This window comes from uncultured Erythrobacter sp. (genome assembly GCF_947499705.1).
In the GTDB taxonomy this organism is placed as follows: domain Bacteria; phylum Pseudomonadota; class Alphaproteobacteria; order Sphingomonadales; family Sphingomonadaceae; genus Erythrobacter.
In genome coordinates, this window is sequence record NZ_CANMPJ010000001.1 from 947,742 (window position 1) to 965,303 (window position 17,562).

At 58.9% G+C, this 17,562-nt stretch carries 18 protein-coding genes; 7 read left to right on the forward strand and 11 right to left on the reverse strand.

Annotated elements, in window-relative coordinates:
* The first annotated feature begins 4 nt into the window (after nucleotides 1-4).
* A complete protein-coding gene (gene trxB, locus Q0837_RS04370; protein WP_298465741.1) occupies nucleotides 5-982 on the forward strand; it encodes a thioredoxin-disulfide reductase in 978 nt (325 codons plus the stop codon).
* 12 nt (nucleotides 983-994) lie between these two features.
* Here the strand turns inward: trxB and Q0837_RS04375 are convergent, their stop codons facing one another.
* From Q0837_RS04375 to Q0837_RS04395, 5 genes are all read right to left on the reverse strand, one after another.
* Complete coding sequence (locus tag Q0837_RS04375; protein ID WP_298469772.1) at nucleotides 995-1,441, reverse strand: MAPEG family protein; 447 nt, start codon at nucleotides 1,439-1,441, stop codon at nucleotides 995-997.
* A 2-nt stretch (nucleotides 1,442-1,443) separates the two neighbouring features.
* The gene (locus Q0837_RS04380) at nucleotides 1,444-1,896 is read right to left on the reverse strand and encodes an MAPEG family protein (RefSeq protein WP_298465742.1); all 453 of its coding nucleotides are present in this window, start codon (nucleotides 1,894-1,896) and stop codon (nucleotides 1,444-1,446) included.
* A 66-nt stretch (nucleotides 1,897-1,962) separates the two neighbouring features.
* Nucleotides 1,963-2,625: a methyltransferase domain-containing protein gene (locus Q0837_RS04385; RefSeq protein WP_298465744.1), complete on the reverse strand. Its 663-nt coding sequence runs from the start codon at nucleotides 2,623-2,625 to the stop codon at nucleotides 1,963-1,965.
* Nucleotides 2,625-3,839, reverse strand: a complete 1,215-nt coding sequence (locus tag Q0837_RS04390; protein ID WP_298465746.1) for a DUF3419 family protein — start codon at nucleotides 3,837-3,839, stop codon at nucleotides 2,625-2,627. Before Q0837_RS04390 ends, Q0837_RS04385 begins: the two co-directional genes overlap by 1 nt.
* A gap of 102 nt (nucleotides 3,840-3,941) precedes the next feature.
* A complete protein-coding gene (locus Q0837_RS04395; protein WP_298465750.1) occupies nucleotides 3,942-4,892 on the reverse strand; it encodes a threonine/serine dehydratase in 951 nt (316 codons plus the stop codon).
* Nucleotides 4,893-4,954: 62 nt separating this feature from the next.
* Between Q0837_RS04395 and Q0837_RS04400 the strand changes: the two genes are divergently transcribed.
* Complete coding sequence (locus tag Q0837_RS04400) at nucleotides 4,955-6,166, forward strand: saccharopine dehydrogenase family protein (RefSeq protein WP_298465756.1); 1,212 nt, start codon at nucleotides 4,955-4,957, stop codon at nucleotides 6,164-6,166.
* Between the two features lie 144 nt (nucleotides 6,167-6,310).
* Nucleotides 6,311-6,775, forward strand: coding sequence for a hypothetical protein (locus tag Q0837_RS04405; protein ID WP_298465759.1), 465 nt, complete (start codon nucleotides 6,311-6,313; stop codon nucleotides 6,773-6,775).
* 60 nt (nucleotides 6,776-6,835) lie between these two features.
* Here the strand turns inward: Q0837_RS04405 and Q0837_RS04410 are convergent, their stop codons facing one another.
* Nucleotides 6,836-8,260: a serine hydrolase gene (locus Q0837_RS04410; RefSeq protein ID WP_298465762.1), complete on the reverse strand. Its 1,425-nt coding sequence runs from the start codon at nucleotides 8,258-8,260 to the stop codon at nucleotides 6,836-6,838.
* 162 nt (nucleotides 8,261-8,422) lie between these two features.
* Between Q0837_RS04410 and Q0837_RS04415 the strand changes: the two genes are divergently transcribed.
* On the forward strand, nucleotides 8,423-9,616 hold the full coding sequence (locus tag Q0837_RS04415; protein WP_298469775.1) for a carboxynorspermidine decarboxylase: 1,194 nt from the start codon (nucleotides 8,423-8,425) through the stop codon (nucleotides 9,614-9,616).
* Here the strand turns inward: Q0837_RS04415 and Q0837_RS04420 are convergent.
* Together Q0837_RS04420 and Q0837_RS04425 are read right to left on the reverse strand one after the other, a co-directional pair.
* A complete protein-coding gene (locus tag Q0837_RS04420) occupies nucleotides 9,613-10,545 on the reverse strand; it encodes a DUF3137 domain-containing protein (RefSeq protein WP_298465765.1) in 933 nt (310 codons plus the stop codon). The two genes, Q0837_RS04415 and Q0837_RS04420, sit on opposite strands and share 4 nt — an antisense overlap.
* 146 nt (nucleotides 10,546-10,691) lie before the next feature.
* Nucleotides 10,692-11,738 carry a DUF3137 domain-containing protein gene (locus Q0837_RS04425; RefSeq protein ID WP_298465768.1) on the reverse strand — a complete coding sequence of 349 codons (1,047 nt, stop codon included), beginning with the start codon at nucleotides 11,736-11,738 and terminating at the stop codon, nucleotides 10,692-10,694.
* An 86-nt stretch (nucleotides 11,739-11,824) separates the two neighbouring features.
* On the opposite strand from Q0837_RS04425, the gene Q0837_RS04430 reads away from it, so the two are divergent.
* The 3 genes from Q0837_RS04430 (at nucleotide 11,825) to Q0837_RS04440 (ending at nucleotide 14,660) form a co-directional block, all read left to right on the forward strand.
* The gene (locus Q0837_RS04430) at nucleotides 11,825-12,397 is read left to right on the forward strand and encodes a LemA family protein (protein WP_298465771.1); all 573 of its coding nucleotides are present in this window, start codon (nucleotides 11,825-11,827) and stop codon (nucleotides 12,395-12,397) included.
* Between the two features lie 149 nt (nucleotides 12,398-12,546).
* Nucleotides 12,547-13,752, forward strand: a complete 1,206-nt coding sequence (locus Q0837_RS04435) for a type III PLP-dependent enzyme (RefSeq protein WP_298465772.1) — start codon at nucleotides 12,547-12,549, stop codon at nucleotides 13,750-13,752.
* Between the two features lie 56 nt (nucleotides 13,753-13,808).
* Nucleotides 13,809-14,660 (forward strand): DUF5694 domain-containing protein, encoded by an 852-nt coding sequence (locus Q0837_RS04440; protein WP_298465775.1) that lies wholly within the window; start codon nucleotides 13,809-13,811, stop codon nucleotides 14,658-14,660.
* Nucleotides 14,661-14,723: 63 nt separating this feature from the next.
* Here Q0837_RS04440 and Q0837_RS04445 read toward each other — a convergent pair whose 3' ends face one another.
* The 3 genes from Q0837_RS04445 to Q0837_RS04455 form a co-directional block, all read right to left on the reverse strand.
* Complete coding sequence (locus Q0837_RS04445; protein ID WP_298465778.1) at nucleotides 14,724-15,641, reverse strand: OmpA family protein; 918 nt, start codon at nucleotides 15,639-15,641, stop codon at nucleotides 14,724-14,726.
* Nucleotides 15,642-15,903: 262 nt separating this feature from the next.
* Nucleotides 15,904-16,596 carry a nitroreductase gene (locus Q0837_RS04450; RefSeq protein ID WP_298465781.1) on the reverse strand — a complete coding sequence of 231 codons (693 nt, stop codon included), beginning with the start codon at nucleotides 16,594-16,596 and terminating at the stop codon, nucleotides 15,904-15,906.
* A gap of 92 nt (nucleotides 16,597-16,688) precedes the next feature.
* Nucleotides 16,689-17,546, reverse strand: coding sequence for a TauD/TfdA family dioxygenase (locus tag Q0837_RS04455; RefSeq protein ID WP_298465784.1), 858 nt, complete (start codon nucleotides 17,544-17,546; stop codon nucleotides 16,689-16,691).
* Nucleotides 17,547-17,562 lie beyond the last annotated feature (16 nt).

Genomic DNA, 17,562 nt, shown 5'->3' on the forward strand with positions numbered 1-17,562 from the left:
GACAATGGCTACCCATCACACAAAAATGCTCATCATCGGCTCCGGCCCGGCAGGCTACAGCGCCGCGATTTACGCTGCACGCGCCATGCTTGAACCGATTGTGGTGCAGGGCCTGCAGCCGGGTGGTCAGCTAACCATTACCACCGATGTCGAAAACTATCCGGGCTACCGCGAAGTGGTGCAGGGCCCGTGGCTGATGGAAGAGATGAAGGCGCAGGCCGAGCATGTCGGCACGCGGATGATGTGGGACACGATTGTCTCGGTCGATCTCGAAAGCGGCCCTCCCTACAAAGCGATCGGCGACAGCGGCGACGAATATATCGGCGAGACGCTGGTAATCTGCACCGGAGCGCAGGCAAAATGGCTGGGCGCGCCGGGCGAACAGGAACTGGGCGGTAAGGGTGTATCGGCCTGTGCGACCTGCGACGGCTTCTTCTATCGCGGCAAGAAGGTTGTTGTGATCGGCGGCGGCAACACTGCTGTGGAAGAAGCGCTGTACCTGACCAACCATTCCGACGACGTGACGCTGATTCACCGCCGCGATGAACTCCGCGCAGAGAAGATCCTTCAGGAGCGTTTGTTCAAGAGCCCGAAGATTTCGACTCTGTGGAACAAGACGGTGAAGAGCTTTGAGGCCGGCGAGGACGGGGCACTGCATCACCTCGTGCTAGAAGACACGCAGACCGGCGAATCCTCGACGATCGAGACCGACGGAGCGTTCGTCGCGATTGGTCACGCACCTGCGACCGAGCTGTTCAAAGGCCAGTTGGCCATGGACGCCAGCGGCTATCTCGATGTCGAACCGGGCACGCCCAAGACGGCGATCCCGGGCGTATTCGCAGCCGGTGACGTGACGGATCACGTCTATCGCCAGGCAGTCACCGCCGCAGGCATGGGCTGCATGGCCGCGCTCGACGGTGAGCGCTACCTTGCGACGTTGGAAGACGCACCCGCAGAGGCCGAAGTCGAAGCCGCCGAGTAGTGAGTTGTTCGGCTACTCGATGTAGCCGAACACTACCGTCGCCGCGTGGAAGATCATTGCGATTAGCACCACACTCGACAGCGCGAACAGCACGAACCGAACCATTACCCGGTTGGCAGTGACCTGCACGAGTGAGTGCGCCACGCGCAGGCCGACATAGATCCACGCCAGCAAGGCGTGCTGGCCATCGCCATGTCCAACCATCGCGAGCAGCAGCGCGACGGCGTAAAACAGCGTCGGCTGTTCGTGCAGGTGGTTGTAATTGTCGGCCTTCCAGTTGACCTTTTCGGGCAGTTTCTGGCGCAGTTCGGCCCCTGTAGTGCCGACCAGTTTCGCAGGCGCTTCGATATCCGGCGCTTTAGACATGGCGGGAATGCGGGTGACATACATCCACGCCCACATGATCATGGTCCACACCATCAGTGCGACTAGCGGCTGGAATATTTGTGCTTCGATAATGGTCATCCAACTACTCCCGGATCGGCAAAGACGGTCGCCATAACGGCGCGGATGGCGAGGGCAACGAGAACGATCGTGCTGAGCAGGAACAGAGCGAACCTGATTGGAAGCTTGTTGAACAAGATCTGCCAAAGCGAATGCACGATGCGCAGACCGACATAGCTCCAGGCGAGCAACACATCGGTCGCGCCCGGTCCGACAATCGCGAGGATCATCACGACCGCGTAAAACAGCGTCGGCTGTTCATGCAGGTGCGTATGGTTGTGCGCGGGCCAATTGGCCTTGTCCGGGATCTTGCCTTCAAGGTCCTGACCCCGTCCGCCTTGCTTGTCGGTGAAGACTGACTTGTCTTCGACCTTGGCGATGGCTCCGAAGCGGACCGGGACGATCCAGAACAGGATAATCAGCGTCCAGACCACCAGAACGGCAGCAGGAGCCAGAATTTGCGCTTGCATCGAGACGATCCCCTCTTCTCTCTTTTGCGCTACCTGCGAAAGCGGGGGACCATTGTCAAATGCAACCTATGCGGAGGTGGTGGGTGCCTTGAGGACGTGCAGCTGGAAATAGCCGAACCTGCCGCGTGTGCTCGTGAGGCAGAGGCCACGTTCGTCAGCGATCTGCTGCGCCACGCTGGGCAGCGCCGAGCGGGTCCGGACATGGAACTTCGCGAGCCAGGCATGAAGCATGCGTTCGAACGGACCGGGAAGGCCGCTCAAGTCGCCGAAATCCACCACATGCAATTGCCCGCCGGGCGCAAGCTGTGCTGCGGCATGGTCGAGCGCCGTTTCCCAGTCCGGGATCATCGATAGTGAATAGGACAGGACGATCCGTTCAAAGCCTTCTTCGTCGAACATCTGCTGGCTATCGAAAGAGCAGGCATCGCCAGCGCCCAGCTTCGCTCCATCGCCTACCGCCTTGCGCGCGTTCTTTAGCATCTCTTCCGAGATATCGAGGCCGAACAATCGAACGACGGGCCATTTCTTGCCGATTTTGGAGAGGTTACGCCCGGTGCCGCACGCCACTTCGAGCACCCGCATTCCGGGCCTTGCATCCAAGCCATCGATCAGCGTGTCCCGGCCGAACAGGTAGTATTTGCGGGTCAGATCATAGAAGTGTCGCTGCCCGCGATAGACCGAGTCCATCAGCGCGGCGTGATTGCCCGTGGCATTTGCCTTCGTGCTCATCAGGTCAGCTCATAAAGGTGCACGCCGCCATAGATCGACGAGCGGTCTCGCGCAGTCAGGTCTGCCGATTGTTCCTCAAGGTAGTTCCACCGGGATAGGATGGCATCATCGAGCCGCCCGGGGAGCAGGCTAGGCTCGGCAGCGGTCCGGAAGAGCACGCGTGCGCCCGGCTTCGCAGCGTAAGTGATGCGGCTCCAAAGCTCGTCGAGTTGGGCGTCGTTCATCCAGTCCTGCGCATCCAGCAGCACGAACCGATCAAGGCTCGCCTCATCCCTGTCTCCGATCCACTGCACCATATTGGCGCGGCGCACATCGAGCCGCTCGATCCGCTCGCGCATCGCCTCCCAATTCGCGCGCTGGAGATAGGGCGGCATCGCCGCGCTTTCCGACCGTTCATAGCCGCGCCCGAAGGCCTGCCATGCGAAGTAGTTGTCCTTGATCTCGAAATCGCAGGCGAGCTTTTCGAGACGGCGGCGCAGAACTTCTGCCATGCGTTCATCGCCTGCCAGCTCGTCGAACTGTGCAGGCGGGATGCCGAGGCCGAACAGCGAGGCCGGTTGATTGGTCAGCCAGCGGACGAACTTCTTGTCGAACACCGGGGCAAGCTCGGTCTCGAAAACCTCGCGCTGCTCTTCCATCGTCTCGGCTTCGAGCAGCTTGTGGAGGTCGATCTTGTAGAGCTTGGCGAAGATGTGCGCGAGGCCGATGAAGTTGCCGAGCAGCCCTTTGCGATACAGGCCCTTGGTGAAATAGCTGATCCGCCTGCGCCCGCGAATGTCGCGCTTTTCCCAATATTTGCGGCTTTCTGTGTCGAGATGCGGCGCGATCATCTCTTTGTAGACTGCCTTGTTCTCCTTGTGATCGGCATGGCCGAAGAACCGGTGGAAGCGCTCGTAATTTGGCAGGTGCTTGATCGCGGTGATTTTCAGGTGGCCAAGCGCGATATGCGCGCGATTGAGGTCGACTGCTGTAACGCTCGCAGGATTGGCGGTGAGATAGGAAAGCGCGTTGCAGCTGCCACTGGCGATGCACATCACATTGCTGTCGGGCTCGATCGCGAGACCCTCCATGTCGACCACCGGGTCTTCCCAGATCTGCGCATAGACCAACCCGTTGAATGCGAGCGCAAACGCCTTGTCGAGGATCTTGTCGCCGACCGACGAATCCTTTCGGACCACTGCATCGTGGATGATCCGCTTTGCCTGAGCTGCCATTTCGAAAATGCCTCCTGGGGGGTGCGTCTTACGACATCAGATGACCGTTATATGGGGAGTGCGTGTCAGAAGTGCGACGGTTTTCGTGCCTATTCCGTAGCGTCAGTTACCTTGTGCAATTGTAGCGGCGAAGGCGGCGGGATCGGCGTTGCCGCCAGTCAACAGGATCACGGTGCGGCTGTCGAGCGGCACTTTGCCTGCCAGTGCTGCGGCAAGAGCGGCGGCCCCGCCGGGTTCGATAACCATGCGCAGATTGGCAAAGGCCCAGCGCTGGGCGTGGCGCACTTCGTCGTCTGTGACTGTAACACCCGGTTCGGCGCGGCCATGCAGCAATTCGAGGTTGATCGGTTTGGTTGCGGTCGGTTGCAGCGCGTCGCAGATCGTCTTTGGCGCATCGGCAGCAGCGGACACGATTGCGCCCGCACTGAGCGCCTGCCCGACCATGTCCCAACCGAGCGGCTCGACAACGTGGATCGCCGTATCGGGACAAGCGAGACCAAGACCCGCTGCCAACCCTCCGCCGCCGCAGCAGGCAACCAGACGGCTTGGCTGCTCACCCAACTGCGCGGTGATTTCGATCCCGGCGCTGCCTTGCCCTTCGATGACCCAAGGGTCGCCGAACGCGTGGACCAACGTGCCGCCTTGTTCTGCGATCAACTTGGCTGCAACCTCATCACGGTCTTCGCCTGGGCGCTCGTAGAGAACAACTTCGGCTCCCAGTCCGCGGGTGTTGGCGAGCTTCACCTCAGGGGCATCTCGCGGCATCACGATAGTCGCCTTGATGCCTAGCCGACGTGCCGCCCACGCCACGCCCTGCGCATGGTTGCCGCTGGATACCGCGACCACGCCGCGAGCGCGCTCGTCTTCGGTCATTGCGCTGAGCCGGTGCCAGCCGCCCCTGATCTTGAACGCGCCAATTGGCTGGAGATTTTCCGCCTTCACCCAGCATTGAGTTCCGCCGATTTCGACTGGGAGCAATGGTGTCGGCGGCAGGATCGCTGCGATCTTCTCGGCGGCCTCGAGCACGCCTTTTTGGGTCGGAGTTCGGATCATTTGTCCGCCTTAACGCATTGCATTAGAGCGCGCGCAAGATTCGATTTTGAAAGGCCATATCTATGTCGACAGTTCTGGTGATCGGGGCAGGGGGCGTCAGCTCGGTCTGCGTCCATAAGATGGCGATGAATGCCGAGATTTTCAGCGATATCCATCTCGCCAGCCGGACCAAGTCCAAGTGTGATGCGATTGCTGCGAGCGTGAAGGATCGCACCGGTCAGGATGTCGCGACATACGAAATCGACGCCGAAGAAGTGCCCGCGATGGTCAATCTGATCCGCAAGGTTCAGCCGAGCCTCGTGGTCAACCTTGCGCTGCCGTATCAGGATTTGCCGATCATGGACGCGTGTCTCGAGGCGGGCGTGCATTATCTCGACACGGCGAACTACGAGCCGAAAGACGAGGCGAAGTTCGAGTATAAGTGGCAGTGGGCCTATCACGACCGCTTCAAGGAGGCCGGTCTGATGGCCTTGCTCGGCAGCGGTTTCGATCCGGGCGTCACCAGTGTGTTCACGATGTGGCTGAAGAAGCATAAGCTGAAGACGATCCGCCAGCTCGACATCCTCGACTGCAATGGCGGCGATCATGGCCAGGCGTTTGCGACCAACTTCAACCCGGAAATCAATATCCGAGAAGTGACCGCTCCTGCGCGCCATTGGCAAAACGGTGAATGGGTCGAGACGCCTGCGATGCAGGTTTCAACCGAGTTCGACTTCGAGGCTGTTGGAACGAAAAACGCCTACCTGATGTATCACGAGGAGTTGGAAAGCCTCTCCAAGTTCATCCCTGAACTGGAGCGGGGTCGGTTCTGGATGACGTTCGGCGATGAGTATATCAAGCACCTGACCGTGCTGCAAAATGTCGGCATGACCAGCATTGAACCAGTGCGGTATCAGGGCAAGGAAATCATCCCCCTGCAGTTCCTGGCCGCCGTGCTGCCCAAGCCTGAAAGCCTCGGTGAGACGACCAAGGGCAACACCAATATCGGCGTGATCGCTACTGGTGAGGCCTCGGACGGTTCAGGCGAGAAGACGTTCTACATCAATAACATCTGCTCACACGAAGCAGCCTATGAAGAGACCGGCAATCAGGCGGTGAGCTACACAACGGGCGTACCTGCGATGATTGGCTCGGCCATGATGGTAACCGGCAAATGGTCAGGTGAGGGCGTGTTCAATATGGAAGAAATGGACCCCGATCCGTTTATGGACATGCTCAACGAGCACGGCCTTGCATGGCAGGTGAAGGAGCTTGATGGGCCGGTTGGGTTTTGATTCTTGGCTCAGAGGGTCGATACCTCTACCGATTTGAGGCATAGGGGTTCTTGCGTTTACTGCGGCAACTCACTTCGAGGTGCCAAAAAGTCTCGAGACCATGTGCCTTCAAAATCAGTGCTTGATCGACCGCTGCCAAGAACGATGGCGACCATCCCGACTTGTATCGAATGCAACAATTCGTTTTCGACCGTTGAAGAGTACATGGGGCAGTTCGTTAGGTCTTTGGCGAAACGTACGCGGCAGACTGATTTTGACGCCCCGCCCGATTTTGACGCGATTCGAACCTTCGTCATCAAAAATGCGAAAGCGCATTTGTTTTACGAAAATGGAGAGCCAAGGTTTGAAGATCCGTCAACAGTAGGTTTCGCGCCACTCTATGAGATGACGAACGAGAGCCTTGCCTCATTTTTAGAGGGTAGCGGTCCATTTCAACCTTGGTGTGAGGTGGGTAGTCGATGGAATACACGTGTCGCTACGGGTGATGAGTTCGACAGTCACGGTTTTCTTGTTGTGCAAGAAGGTACCTACCGCTTTCGCATTGAGGCTGGAGGTCTCGGCGTTAGTAGCATTCTGAGAGATCGGTTCGTCTCTGAAGTTTACTGGTGAGAATAGTGAAGATCCAAACCGGTGATCGCGGCGACTAGGCCATTTTAGAACTCGATCAGGCTACCGGCCTTGTTTCCTGCTATACGCCAAAGAAAGCCTGAAAACCGCCCACACCACACCCAGCACGGCGCTTGCGATCATCGCTAGACCCACGTCTGGCTGGAAAAGCCGAATTGCCGACAGAGGGGCGCCAAACAGGCTTGGGACGAGGCTTAGCAAGGCCCAAGCTGCCGCACCCGTGCTCAGCAATGGGAACCACAGGCTGAACAGTCCAAACGCTCCCGACTTCGCGCGCAGGTCCGTGCGTTTGCGCCACGCCCAGATCATGCTGGCGAGATAGATCACCGGAAGCAACGCCAGAATGAGGAAACCCGCGATCATTCCCCATGATGTGCTTTCGCCGGAATAAGGCAAATCGAGATAGTGCGCGGTCACGCGGTTGCGCAGTTCGGTCGTCTGGCCAAATGCCATGCCGCTCCCGGCATTGGTCAAAACCACAACCGCCCTCCGATCGGACGGTCGCATCGTGGCCAAGGCTTCGAAACCGGGGTTCGCGCCTGAGTGAAACACCAAACCCTGCTCTGAGTCGAGGAACCAGCCGAAGCCGTAATTGGGCGAGGCCTCGCTGGCTGGTCGCATCATCATCGCCTTGCCCTCAGCGCTGAGGAAGTCATCTTCACCATTCATCATCAACGCAAGGTAAGTGGCCATGTCCTTCGCGGTCGCGACGATGCCGCCTTGCGGTCCGGAACCGCGCCCTGTCAGGCTCTCATCGTTGGCGATCTTACCGAAGAAGAATGGGCGGTGGCCGGTTGCAGCCTCAGGACGGCGCTCGCCATCGAAAACATAGCTGTCTGCCATGCCTGCCGGAACCAGCACTTCCTCTGTCATATAGATATCAAACGGTTTGCCGCTGACGATTTCGATCACGCGACCAAGGATTTGATAGTTGGCGTTGGAATAGGCCCAGACCTCGCCTGGTCTATTGGCAGGAGTGATTTCGGCGAGACCTCGCACGCGCCTTGCCAAGGCATCGGCATCTTGCGTCAAATCCGCTTGTGCTTCGTTGCCTTGCAACATGGAATAGCCGCTGGTGTGGCTCAGCAATTGCGCAATGGTCGCCTGGCCCGCCTGCTTTCCAGCGAAGCCTTCGAGATATGTTTCCAGCGGTGCTTCAAGGTCCAGCTTGCCGGCTTCGACGAGCTGCATGATCGCGAGGGCGGTAAAGCTCTTGGAAACCGAGCCGATGATGAAGGGAGTTTCGCTGGTCACGGGATCGTCGATTCCCTTGCGCTTCACCCCGAGTTCAAACCAGTCCAGTGGTTCTTCATGGACATAGCCATAGGCCATCCCCGGAACTCCCGAAGCCTCGAGATCGGACTGGGCATTCAAAGAGATCGCCACAGTCAGAGCTTGCACCGTCCCGATGCTGCCCAAAACCATGGCCAAGCTCAGCCAAATCGCGGCGATAATTCGTCCGAGCATCGCTATCCCCCAAATTCCACTGATTGCTCGCTACCATACCGGCTACCCCCTACAAACAGAGCGGGAGATTGCGAAACTGCTGCCGAGGGTACACATGGCCATGCGAAGCAGATCACTTAGTCACCATAGTTGAAGGTCAAGAAACTCCGCATGCAAACCCCAATGCCCACTATGGCTGGTGATCCGGGCGCGTTCGCCCAGTTTGATCTCGATCGTGTCGATAGCCCCGCATTCGTCGTCGATACCGCGAAGCTCCGCGCCAATTGCCAGATCCTTTCCGAAATCCGAGATGCGGCGGCAAGCGATGGTGGCAGCATCAAGGTGTTCGCAGCGCTCAAGGCTTTCAGCATGTGGTCGACCGCGCATATCCTTGGCGAGTATCTCGACGGGGTTTCGACCAGCGGCCTGTGGGAAGCGCGGCTCGCCAGTGAGTTCTACGACGGCGAGATCGCGACCTACTCCGCAGCTTACAAGCCAAACGAGCTTGAGGAGATCTGTCGCCTATCCGAGCACGTGATATTCAACTCGCCGGGACAAATGCAGCGCGCCGCGTTGATCCTCGATCATGCAGCGACCACCGGCGGGGACGTATCACCGGGTCTGCGGATCAACCCGATGGTCGCGACTGGCGAGGTGCCGAAATACGATCCGTCGGCGCCCGGATCGCGATTGGGCTTTCCCATCGATCAACTCACCGAAGAGCATATGGCAGGGGTGGAGGGCATCCACTTCCACAATCTGTGCGAGCAGACCTTCGAGCCGCTCCAACGCACATGGGATCGGGTGTTCGACGCAATCGAGCCGTGGTTCGGGCAGCTCAAATGGATCAATATGGGCGGCGGTCACCATATCACCCGCGCCGATTATGAGCGAGAGCAATTGGTTGAACTGCTCAAGGATGCAGCGGCCGACACCGGCGCGGAGATCATTATCGAACCGGGCGAAGCGATCGCGCTCGACGCTGGTATTCTTGTCGGCACCCTGCTCGATACCGGGTTCAACGAAGTGCCGATTGGCATCACCGATGTCTCGGCAACCTGCCACATGCCCGATGTGCTCGAAGCGCCGTATCGCCCGGCCATGCTTGGCGAGCTGTCAGGCGAAGATAATATCCCCATTCGGCTTGGCGGCCCATCCTGCCTCGCTGGCGATGTGATCGGAGAGTACCGCTTGCCTGTGCCAGCCGAGGCGGGTGCGCGTTTCGCATTCCTCGATCAGGCGCATTACTCGATGGTGAAGACCAACACTTTCAACGGGGTGCAACTGCCAAGTATCTGGCTGTGGGACAGCGAGACCGACGCGCTCGAATGCGTGAAGCGCTTCGAGTATGAGGATTTTCGCGATCGGCTCAGCTAGTTCTCTTCCTTGAAGCCCAACCGCTCCTGCACTTGTTTGGCGAGGTGCCCCATGGCTGCCAGCTGCCGCGCACAATTCTCCACCATATGGCGGTCAGCCTCGGGGTTGATCGAGCCGCTTTCGAACATGTTCCCACCGCGCACTGCGACGATAATGTCGCCTTCGACAAACAGCGAGCAGACGCCGCTACCTTGGAAGGCATCTTCCAGCGCCAGCAACCGTTCGACATAGAGCGGATCGACGAGATAGCGTGCTTCGACCTGATCGTCGCTCCACACGTCAAAGCGGTCTTCAAAATCCGGGTGGACCATGTTGACGGCTTCAAGCCGGTGACCGCTGAAATCGACGCTGTCCTTCTTCCCGCCGAACCCGAACCAGCTTTCGTGTTGGCCGGCGCGGTGGACGAGGGTGGTGCCGTGAAATGCTCGTCCCGATCCGATCCGGATGATCGCCCCGCGAAACACCGTGACCCAGCGGCGGTTCTTGCCCGATCCGCGCCGCTTACGAAGATGCGCTTCGTGGAGCATGAAGGTGTGCCCTTCTAACTCGCCGCTCCAGAAGTCTTCGAGATGCGCTCTGGAATGTGACGGGATGAGGCCGAAGCGCTTCGCTAATTTGAATTCCCGGCCCTGTTCACCATCGTGGCTGTAAGTCATGCCCAGTGCTGCGGCGATGCCTTCATTGATCCCGATCTTTACCTGTTTCTTGGCCTTGCCGATCGGCATCCGGGTCCAGCCAAAGATTGCGGTAGCAACAAATCCGCAGGCCCACAGTTTAGGGACGAAATCAAACGGGACGAAGATCAGGAACGCCAGCATCAGCGGGGCAGCCACGATTGCCGACATCCAGAGCCTGCGCCAGGCCTTAGCCTTGGCGTCGGCACGGGCGCTGCGCTGCTCTTCGAGAAACTGGCCCAGAGGCCCGGTCATCAAATGGTCCGTGTCGGGTATCGCCACCATTGCCGCTACTGCCCCTGCTTCCTGATGCCTCTCGTCCTTCTAGGGTCGGCTATGCGGCAAGAACAGGCAAGGGGGCGGAGCGGACTTTCGACCGCCGATCTGATTGCGACGAAGCGCTATAGCCCTTTGCGCCCGAAACCACCGCCGACGGCACGTTTAGGCGCGAGCACGCTTTCGCCGCCCAGATCGCGGGCATCGTCCGGCCCGGTTTGACCTACAACGCGTCCGCGCTCGGATTGGTTGATCGCCAAGGCAAGCTTCGCCAGCGCCGCGAATTGCTCGGCGGCCTCTTCCGCGCGTTCCTGATCGCCCGCCGCGTCGATGTGACCGCTTTCGAACAGATTGCCGCTTTCCACCGCGATAATCACTTCGCCGCGAAGGAAGAGCGCGCGCACGGCTTCGCCCTTGAAGGCGCGTTCGAGCCCGACGAGGTGCTCGATATAGGAGGGGTGGACCAACACGCGCGATTCCACCTGATCGTCGCTGTAAACGTCGAACACGTTTTCAAAGTCTGGGTGGACCTGATCGACCAGCCTTAGCTGGTGACCTTTGAAGTTCACGTTCTCTTTTCGACCGCCAAGGCCGAACCACTTCTTGTGCTTGCCCGCACGCTGAAGGAGCGTTGTCGAGCGAAACTCGCGGCCAAACTGCATATCGATGATCGCGCCGCGGAAAACCGTGACCCAGCGACGGTTCTTTCCGCTGCCACGGCGTTCTTCGAGATGCGTTTCATACAGACTGAAACCATGGCCTTCGAGCTCGCCATACCAATTGTCTTCGAAGCCTGAACGGTCGTAGCTCGGCACCAGACCGTAATTTCGCGCCGCTTCGAACTCGCCGCCGGGCTCGACGTCATGTTCGTAGGCAATGCCGAGGTTGTTCGCGATTGCCGAGTTGATCCCGACTTTGATCTCTTTCTTGGCCTCAGCGATGGGTAAGTAGCCCCACCATCCGGCCCCGGCTGCGGCCATCGAAAGCAGGATGAAATCGCCGGTGTCGAAATTCCCCATCAACCACGTGTAGAGCGCGAGCGGCATCAGGATCAGGGCGCCGTAAAACCAGCGGTCATGCGCGGTCTTCTTCGCCGTTTCGCGCATGCCCGATTGCTGGTCGAGCCAGCTGCCAAGCTCGCCTCCCATCAATCCCTGAACATCTGCACGCATTTCAACCCCTTCGCGCCCTTCGGCGCCGATTTCCCTTAACCAATTGATGCTATTATACTGGTGCCCGGTAAAGGAGGGGTGCACAAATGATCGAGATTTTTGGATGGTTCTGGACGTCGGCAATCGTGGTGATCACGGTCGGCCTCATTCTCCTGATCATCGGGATCTATAACAATCTGGTCGCTCAGCGTCAGAATGTGAACCAGGGCGTGGCCGATATCGATGCGCAGCTTAAACAGCGGCACGATTTGATCCCCAATCTGGTGGAGACCGTAAAGGGCTATGCCGGGCACGAATCCTCGACTTTGGAATCGGTCATTCAGGCGCGTAATGCTGCGGCAAAGGGCAATCCTTCGTCTGGCAATGAGCAGGGTCTCAAGCTGGCGCTCGACAACCTATTGGCGCTGGGTGAGGATTATCCTGACCTGAAAGCCGATACTAATTTCCGTGAGTTACAGAACGAGCTGTCGGATATCGAAGACAAGCTCGCTGCTGCTCGACGCGCGCTGAACGCTGCCGTGGCGCAGTTCAACACGGCGCGTGAATCCTTCCCGGCGGTGCTGTTTGCAGGTTTCCTTGGCTTCAAAGAGGCTGATTTCGATCGTCTCGACGACAGTGAAAAGGGCACAGTCGATCAGGTTCCACAAATCGCGTTCTGATCGTCAGGAACTAAACACGATTGAGTGATTTTTGATTGCGCGAGCGCGGATTACGATTATATCCGCGCTCTCGCTGCCCCAAGGGACATAACCGCAAGGCAGCCTCACACTGTTTGGTCTGACCGCTGAACCTTAGGAGGTCCCTTGAGTTGCACACCTACCCTGATGCCAAGGCTGTAGTCAGCGCTCTCGCGCCTGACGAACCAGTCATCCTCAACCGACCGCACGCCGCACGGCGCGCCGCCCGCTTCTTTACCGAGAAGTTTCCGGGCAAGGTGCTCTACGCGGTGAAGGCCAATCCCGCGTCCGACCTGATCGAGGTGCTGTGGGGAGCTGGCGTCACGCATTACGACGTCGCCTCGATTGCGGAGGTGCGTCTGGTGCGGGCGACTTTGCCTGAAGCAGATCTGTGCTTCATGCACCCTATCAAGACGCGCAAGACAATTGCCGAGGCGTACCACCAGCACGGCGTAAAGACCTTCAGCCTCGATACGCATGAAGAGCTCGCCAAGATCGTCGAGGCGTGCAACGACCCTGCAACTGGCGAACCTGCGCAGGATCTGCGCCTCTGCATCCGCCTGCGCGTGTCGAGCGAGTATTCGCAGCTCAGCCTTGCTGCAAAGTTTGGCTGTGATCTGACCGAGGCACCTGAACTGCTTCAGGAAGCCCGCCAGCATTGCGACTGGTTGGGCGTGTGCTTCCATGTCGGCAGCCAGGCAATGACCCCGTTCGCCTTCGTTCAGGCGCTGGACCGCACCCGCGCCGCTATTGCAGAGGCCAGCGTGGTAATCGACATGATCGATGTGGGCGGGGGCTTCCCCAGCGCTTACCCCGACATGCAGCCGCCTCCGCTCGAAGATTATTTCGCGATCATCGCCAAGCATTTCGAAGCGCTTCCGATCGCCTACAATGCCGAGCTATGGTGCGAGCCCGGCAGGGCGCTGTGTGCGGAATATTCCTCAATGATCGTACAGGTCACCAAGCGTCGCGGTGAAGAACTCTACATCAACGATGGGGCCTACGGCGCGCTGTACGATGCTGCGCATGTCGATTGGCGGTTCCCGGTCCGGGCGCTCGAAGACGATCTGCGCGATCCCGAGATGGATTTCGCCTTCTACGGTCCGACTTGTGACGACGCCGATTACATGCAGGGCCCGTTCCCGCTGCCTAGTGACATTCAGGCTGGCGACTACATCGAGGTCGGCATGCTCGGCGCATATGGCGCGGCGATGAAAACCGGCTTCAACGGATTTGGCGATGCCGAATGCGTGGTGGTGGCGGATGAGCCGATGATGAGCTGCTTCACTGGCGAACGCAAAGTGGTTCAGAACGACAATGTGGTGAGCTTGCGCTAGCTCTTGATCTGCGCTCACTTAGTGTATTACAGCAGTAATTCACCAAGGAGTGGCCTATGAATCCTCTCAAATTGCTCATCGTGGCTTCTGGATTGCTCGCGAGTCCGGTTCTTGCAGGCGAAGGCCAAGCCGAATCCCAACCGGTCGAGGTGATGGTTCTTGGGACGTACCACTTCGCCAACCCGGGTCTCGACGCGGTCAACATCGAAGTGGACGATGTGCTCGCGCCCAAGCGCCAGCGGGAAATCGAAGTGCTGGTCGACTCACTTGCGGAATGGGATCCGACCAAAATTGCTGTTGAGAACCAGGCCAAAGCACCAAGTTTTCTTCTCAGCGACTATGCGAACACAGACGAGCTTCTGTCCACCGATCGGAACGAGAGCATTCAGGTTGGGTATCGCCTCGGTAAGCAGTTGGGTCACGAAGTTGTTTATGGATATGATGAGCAGCCTAGCGAAGGTGAGCCAAATTATTTCCCGCTAGGTAAGGTTCAGGCATTTGCTGAGGCCAATGGCGGAACTGAGCTGCTCGGGAAACTGTTCGCTGAAGTGCAAGCGATGGCGACCGAGGAACAGGCCAAATTGGCTCAGCAATCCATCGCGGAATCTCTCATCATGCACAATGACACCGCGCGTGTGAGTACAATGCATGACCGGCTGTATTATTCGCTGCTGAAAATCGGCGACGGCGACGAACAGCCCGGCGCTGAACTCAATGCCTATTGGTACATGCGCAACGCCAAGATGTTCGCCAAGATCGACATGATCGCCGAGCCCGGTGACCGTGTGCTGGTGATTGCCGGAAGCGGGCATGCGACATGGCTGAAACACTTTGTCAGGCGGATGCCGGGCTATGAGCTTGTCGAAGCACTGCCCTATGTTGAGCAAGCTGTAGAGCGCTCACAATAGGGCGCACAAAAGCTTGGGGCGGACCATCAGGCCCGCCCCGCGCATCATTCAATTCAGTTCAACCTAGATCCCGTCGACGCTCTTGCTGACGAGGATGTTCACAGCGACCCGGCGGTTTTGAGCCTTGCCGTCAGCAGTGGAGTTGTCCGCTGCTGGATCGGATTCAGCCATGCCGGTCGGAGTCAGCATGCGCCATGGCTTCCAACCACACTGCTGCTGGAGGTAGTTGGTCACCCGAGCCGCGCGCTTTTCGCTCAGCGCTTGGTTGATCTCGTACGTGCCCGTTGAATCTGTATAGCCGACCACCAGCAGCAAGGCGTTGTCCATGGCCTCTGCTTGCGAAGCAGCTGCACAAAGTTCGCCGCGCGCTTCGGCCGACAGATTGAACTTGTTCGTATCGAAGTACACGTTCGTCGTGCCCTTGATATTGTACTTGTCGATATCTCCGACCCGTCCGCGCAGGGCTTCGGTTGCAGCTGCGTTCTGCTGAATCGCAGCGCCTTGCTCACCGAACTTCTGATCGGTTCCGTTGCGGATCATTTCCGCAGTCCGGAGATCGTTGTTCTTCAACCGAATACGGCTGGCGACGAGGCTGTCCGCCCACTGCACGGTACGCACCTTCACTGGAAGGCCGTTCAGCAGCGATTCGGCGCCAAGCGCATCGCGGTCGAGGCCGAGGAAGCCGCCGCTCGCCTTGATGTCGGTGCCGTCGCTGATGCGAACGTTGGTGCGGCCGCCATCGGGTGTGGCGACGGACAGCGTGTCGCCAGTGCGTGCTGCAATAATCCCTTCGACCTCAGGCCCTTCGGCCATGCCGGAAAGGTCAGCCGGCGGTGAGCCATAGACCGTCGTCAACACTTCGCCTTCGTTGTTGGCCGGAACAGGATAGGGATCCTGCTGCGCCGACAGGCTAACGGGTGCTGCCATGGCGAACATGGCGAGCAGAGCGACGGATTTCGGCCGATTGTAGATGGCACTCATTGTAATACTCCTTCAAACTTTACCAACCGGCGCTGCGTTTCAGCGGTCTTGCGACCGCTCCCCCCGCAATTGTTTGTCCGGTGGTCAAAGCCCCCTTCATCTCGCTGGACAAGATGCGCGACATGCATTGCCGGATTGTTAAGATTAACCTTGCTGGCAGATGAACGGAGTCGACAGGACCCATGTTTGGACGGTCCATCTGCACAGTGTGTGCGGCGAACCGTTTTGCGATGAGTTGCGTGAGTTAGCCGGAATCGGCGTTCTAGTCGAAGCCGACAAATCGCACGGCGTCATCCTTGCTCTTGCGGTTGGTATACACGCGGTTTGCCGGAAATTCGGGGTCTGGCCAGCCCATCGCGACCGCTTTCATGATCACCTGATCATCCGGAATCCCTGCGTGTTCACGCACGACGGGGCTTTGCATGATTCCCTGCGAGTTGATCACGCAGCCAAGCCCCTTTGACCACGCGGCGTTTACGAGCGCAGTTGTCGCTGCGCCGCAGTCGAAAGCCGTGTCATCACTGGTTCCCAATTCGCGATCATAGGTCACGATCACGCAAACCGGTGCGTCGAACTGGCGAAAGCCACGTAGGACCCAGTCCTGCCGAGCGTCCTTGTCTTCTCGCGCGATGCCCATCTCGGTGAAAAGCTGCTTTGCGACCTCAACCTGCCGTTCGCGGTGGACACCTGCGAAGGGCTCTCCCCGGCGAAACTCGCGGCTGTCGGGTTCGCCGGCAAGGATGCGTTCGGTGTTGCCTTTGCGAATCCGGTCGAGCGGTTCGCCGGTGATCACATGGAAATGCCACGGCTGCGTGTTCATCGATGTGGGGGAGCGCATGGCAAGGCCAAGCACCTCTACAATCAATTCGCGCGGTACAGGCTTTTCGAGATAACCGCGGATCGATTTCCGCTCGCGCACGACCTCTGCAAATGTCTGATCTTCGTTACCGCCCACAGGTGTCTCTCCAAATCTGTTTGAGAGGGGAGCTAGCGCACCAAGTGGCCTTTGGAAAATCCGCTACGGAACGTGGCGGTCAGGCTGCGGCTTCATGGCCGAAAGAAGGGCACGTCACCCGCAATTGTAACGCGCTCCATCACACGCCGCGCCGGGAAATAGTCGGAAACGGCTAGGTGCTGACAAACGCGGTTGTCCCAAAACGCGATCGAGCCGGGCCGCCAACGGAACCTGCACTGGATTTCGACGTCCATTGCAGTCTTGTAGAGATGGGCGAGCAGCCAGTTCGACTCTTCTTTCGACAGCCCTTCGATATGGCTGGTGAAGGCGGTGTTGACGTAGATCACCCGCTCGCCAGTCTCTGGATGCGTGCGGACCACCGGGTGGCGCATAAGAGGATACTGCTCCTGCAATTCCTCCGGCGATTTCTTGAGCCTCTTTGCGAACACGCGGCTGATATCGTGGACCGCCGTCAACCCTTCGCAGAACCGCTTCATCTGCTCACTCAGCCGCTCATAGGCGAGATGCATGTTGGCAAAGCAGGTGTCCCCGCCGCATTCGGGCACCTCGCGCGCAAGCAGGATCGAGCCCAGCGATGGCTTCTCGCGCCAGGTGACGTCGGAATGCCAGTTGTTCTCCTGTCCCCGGCTCTTGGGGCCGTGTGCGATGCGCAGGACTTCGGGGTTGGCTTGATCCTTGGGCGTTGCGGGATGCACTTCAAGCTCGCCGAAATGGCGCGCAAAGCCGATGTGCTGCTCCTGCGTCAGATCCTGATCACGGAAAAAGATCACGCCGTGTTTGAGCAGGGCGCTGCGGATCTCCGGGATGCGCTGCGCGATGTCGGAAGCACCGAGATCGATGCCGAGGATTTCCACCCCGATAGCTGGCGTCATCGGCCGGATATCGAGCGATCCCGTATCGAGCGTCGCGCGGTCGAATGTAGTTGCCACTATTCCCTCCCAAGAC

Coding starts and splice junctions, on each gene's coding strand:
- trxB (WP_298465741.1), top strand. CDS start 5: ATGGCTACCCATCACACAAAAATGCTCATCATCGGCTCCGGCCCGGCA.
- Q0837_RS04380 (WP_298465742.1), bottom strand. CDS start 1,896: ATGCAAGCGCAAATTCTGGCTCCTGCTGCCGTTCTGGTGGTCTGGACG.
- Q0837_RS04385 (WP_298465744.1), bottom strand. CDS start 2,625: ATGAGCACGAAGGCAAATGCCACGGGCAATCACGCCGCGCTGATGGAC.
- Q0837_RS04390 (WP_298465746.1), bottom strand. CDS start 3,839: ATGGCAGCTCAGGCAAAGCGGATCATCCACGATGCAGTGGTCCGAAAG.
- Q0837_RS04395 (WP_298465750.1), bottom strand. CDS start 4,892: ATGATCCGAACTCCGACCCAAAAAGGCGTGCTCGAGGCCGCCGAGAAG.
- Q0837_RS04400 (WP_298465756.1), top strand. CDS start 4,955: ATGTCGACAGTTCTGGTGATCGGGGCAGGGGGCGTCAGCTCGGTCTGC.
- Q0837_RS04405 (WP_298465759.1), top strand. CDS start 6,311: ATGGCGACCATCCCGACTTGTATCGAATGCAACAATTCGTTTTCGACC.
- Q0837_RS04410 (WP_298465762.1), bottom strand. CDS start 8,260: ATGCTCGGACGAATTATCGCCGCGATTTGGCTGAGCTTGGCCATGGTT.
- Q0837_RS04415 (WP_298469775.1), top strand. CDS start 8,423: ATGCCCACTATGGCTGGTGATCCGGGCGCGTTCGCCCAGTTTGATCTC.
- Q0837_RS04420 (WP_298465765.1), bottom strand. CDS start 10,545: ATGACCGGGCCTCTGGGCCAGTTTCTCGAAGAGCAGCGCAGCGCCCGT.
- Q0837_RS04425 (WP_298465768.1), bottom strand. CDS start 11,738: ATGCGTGCAGATGTTCAGGGATTGATGGGAGGCGAGCTTGGCAGCTGG.
- Q0837_RS04430 (WP_298465771.1), top strand. CDS start 11,825: ATGATCGAGATTTTTGGATGGTTCTGGACGTCGGCAATCGTGGTGATC.
- Q0837_RS04440 (WP_298465775.1), top strand. CDS start 13,809: ATGAATCCTCTCAAATTGCTCATCGTGGCTTCTGGATTGCTCGCGAGT.
- Q0837_RS04445 (WP_298465778.1), bottom strand. CDS start 15,641: ATGAGTGCCATCTACAATCGGCCGAAATCCGTCGCTCTGCTCGCCATG.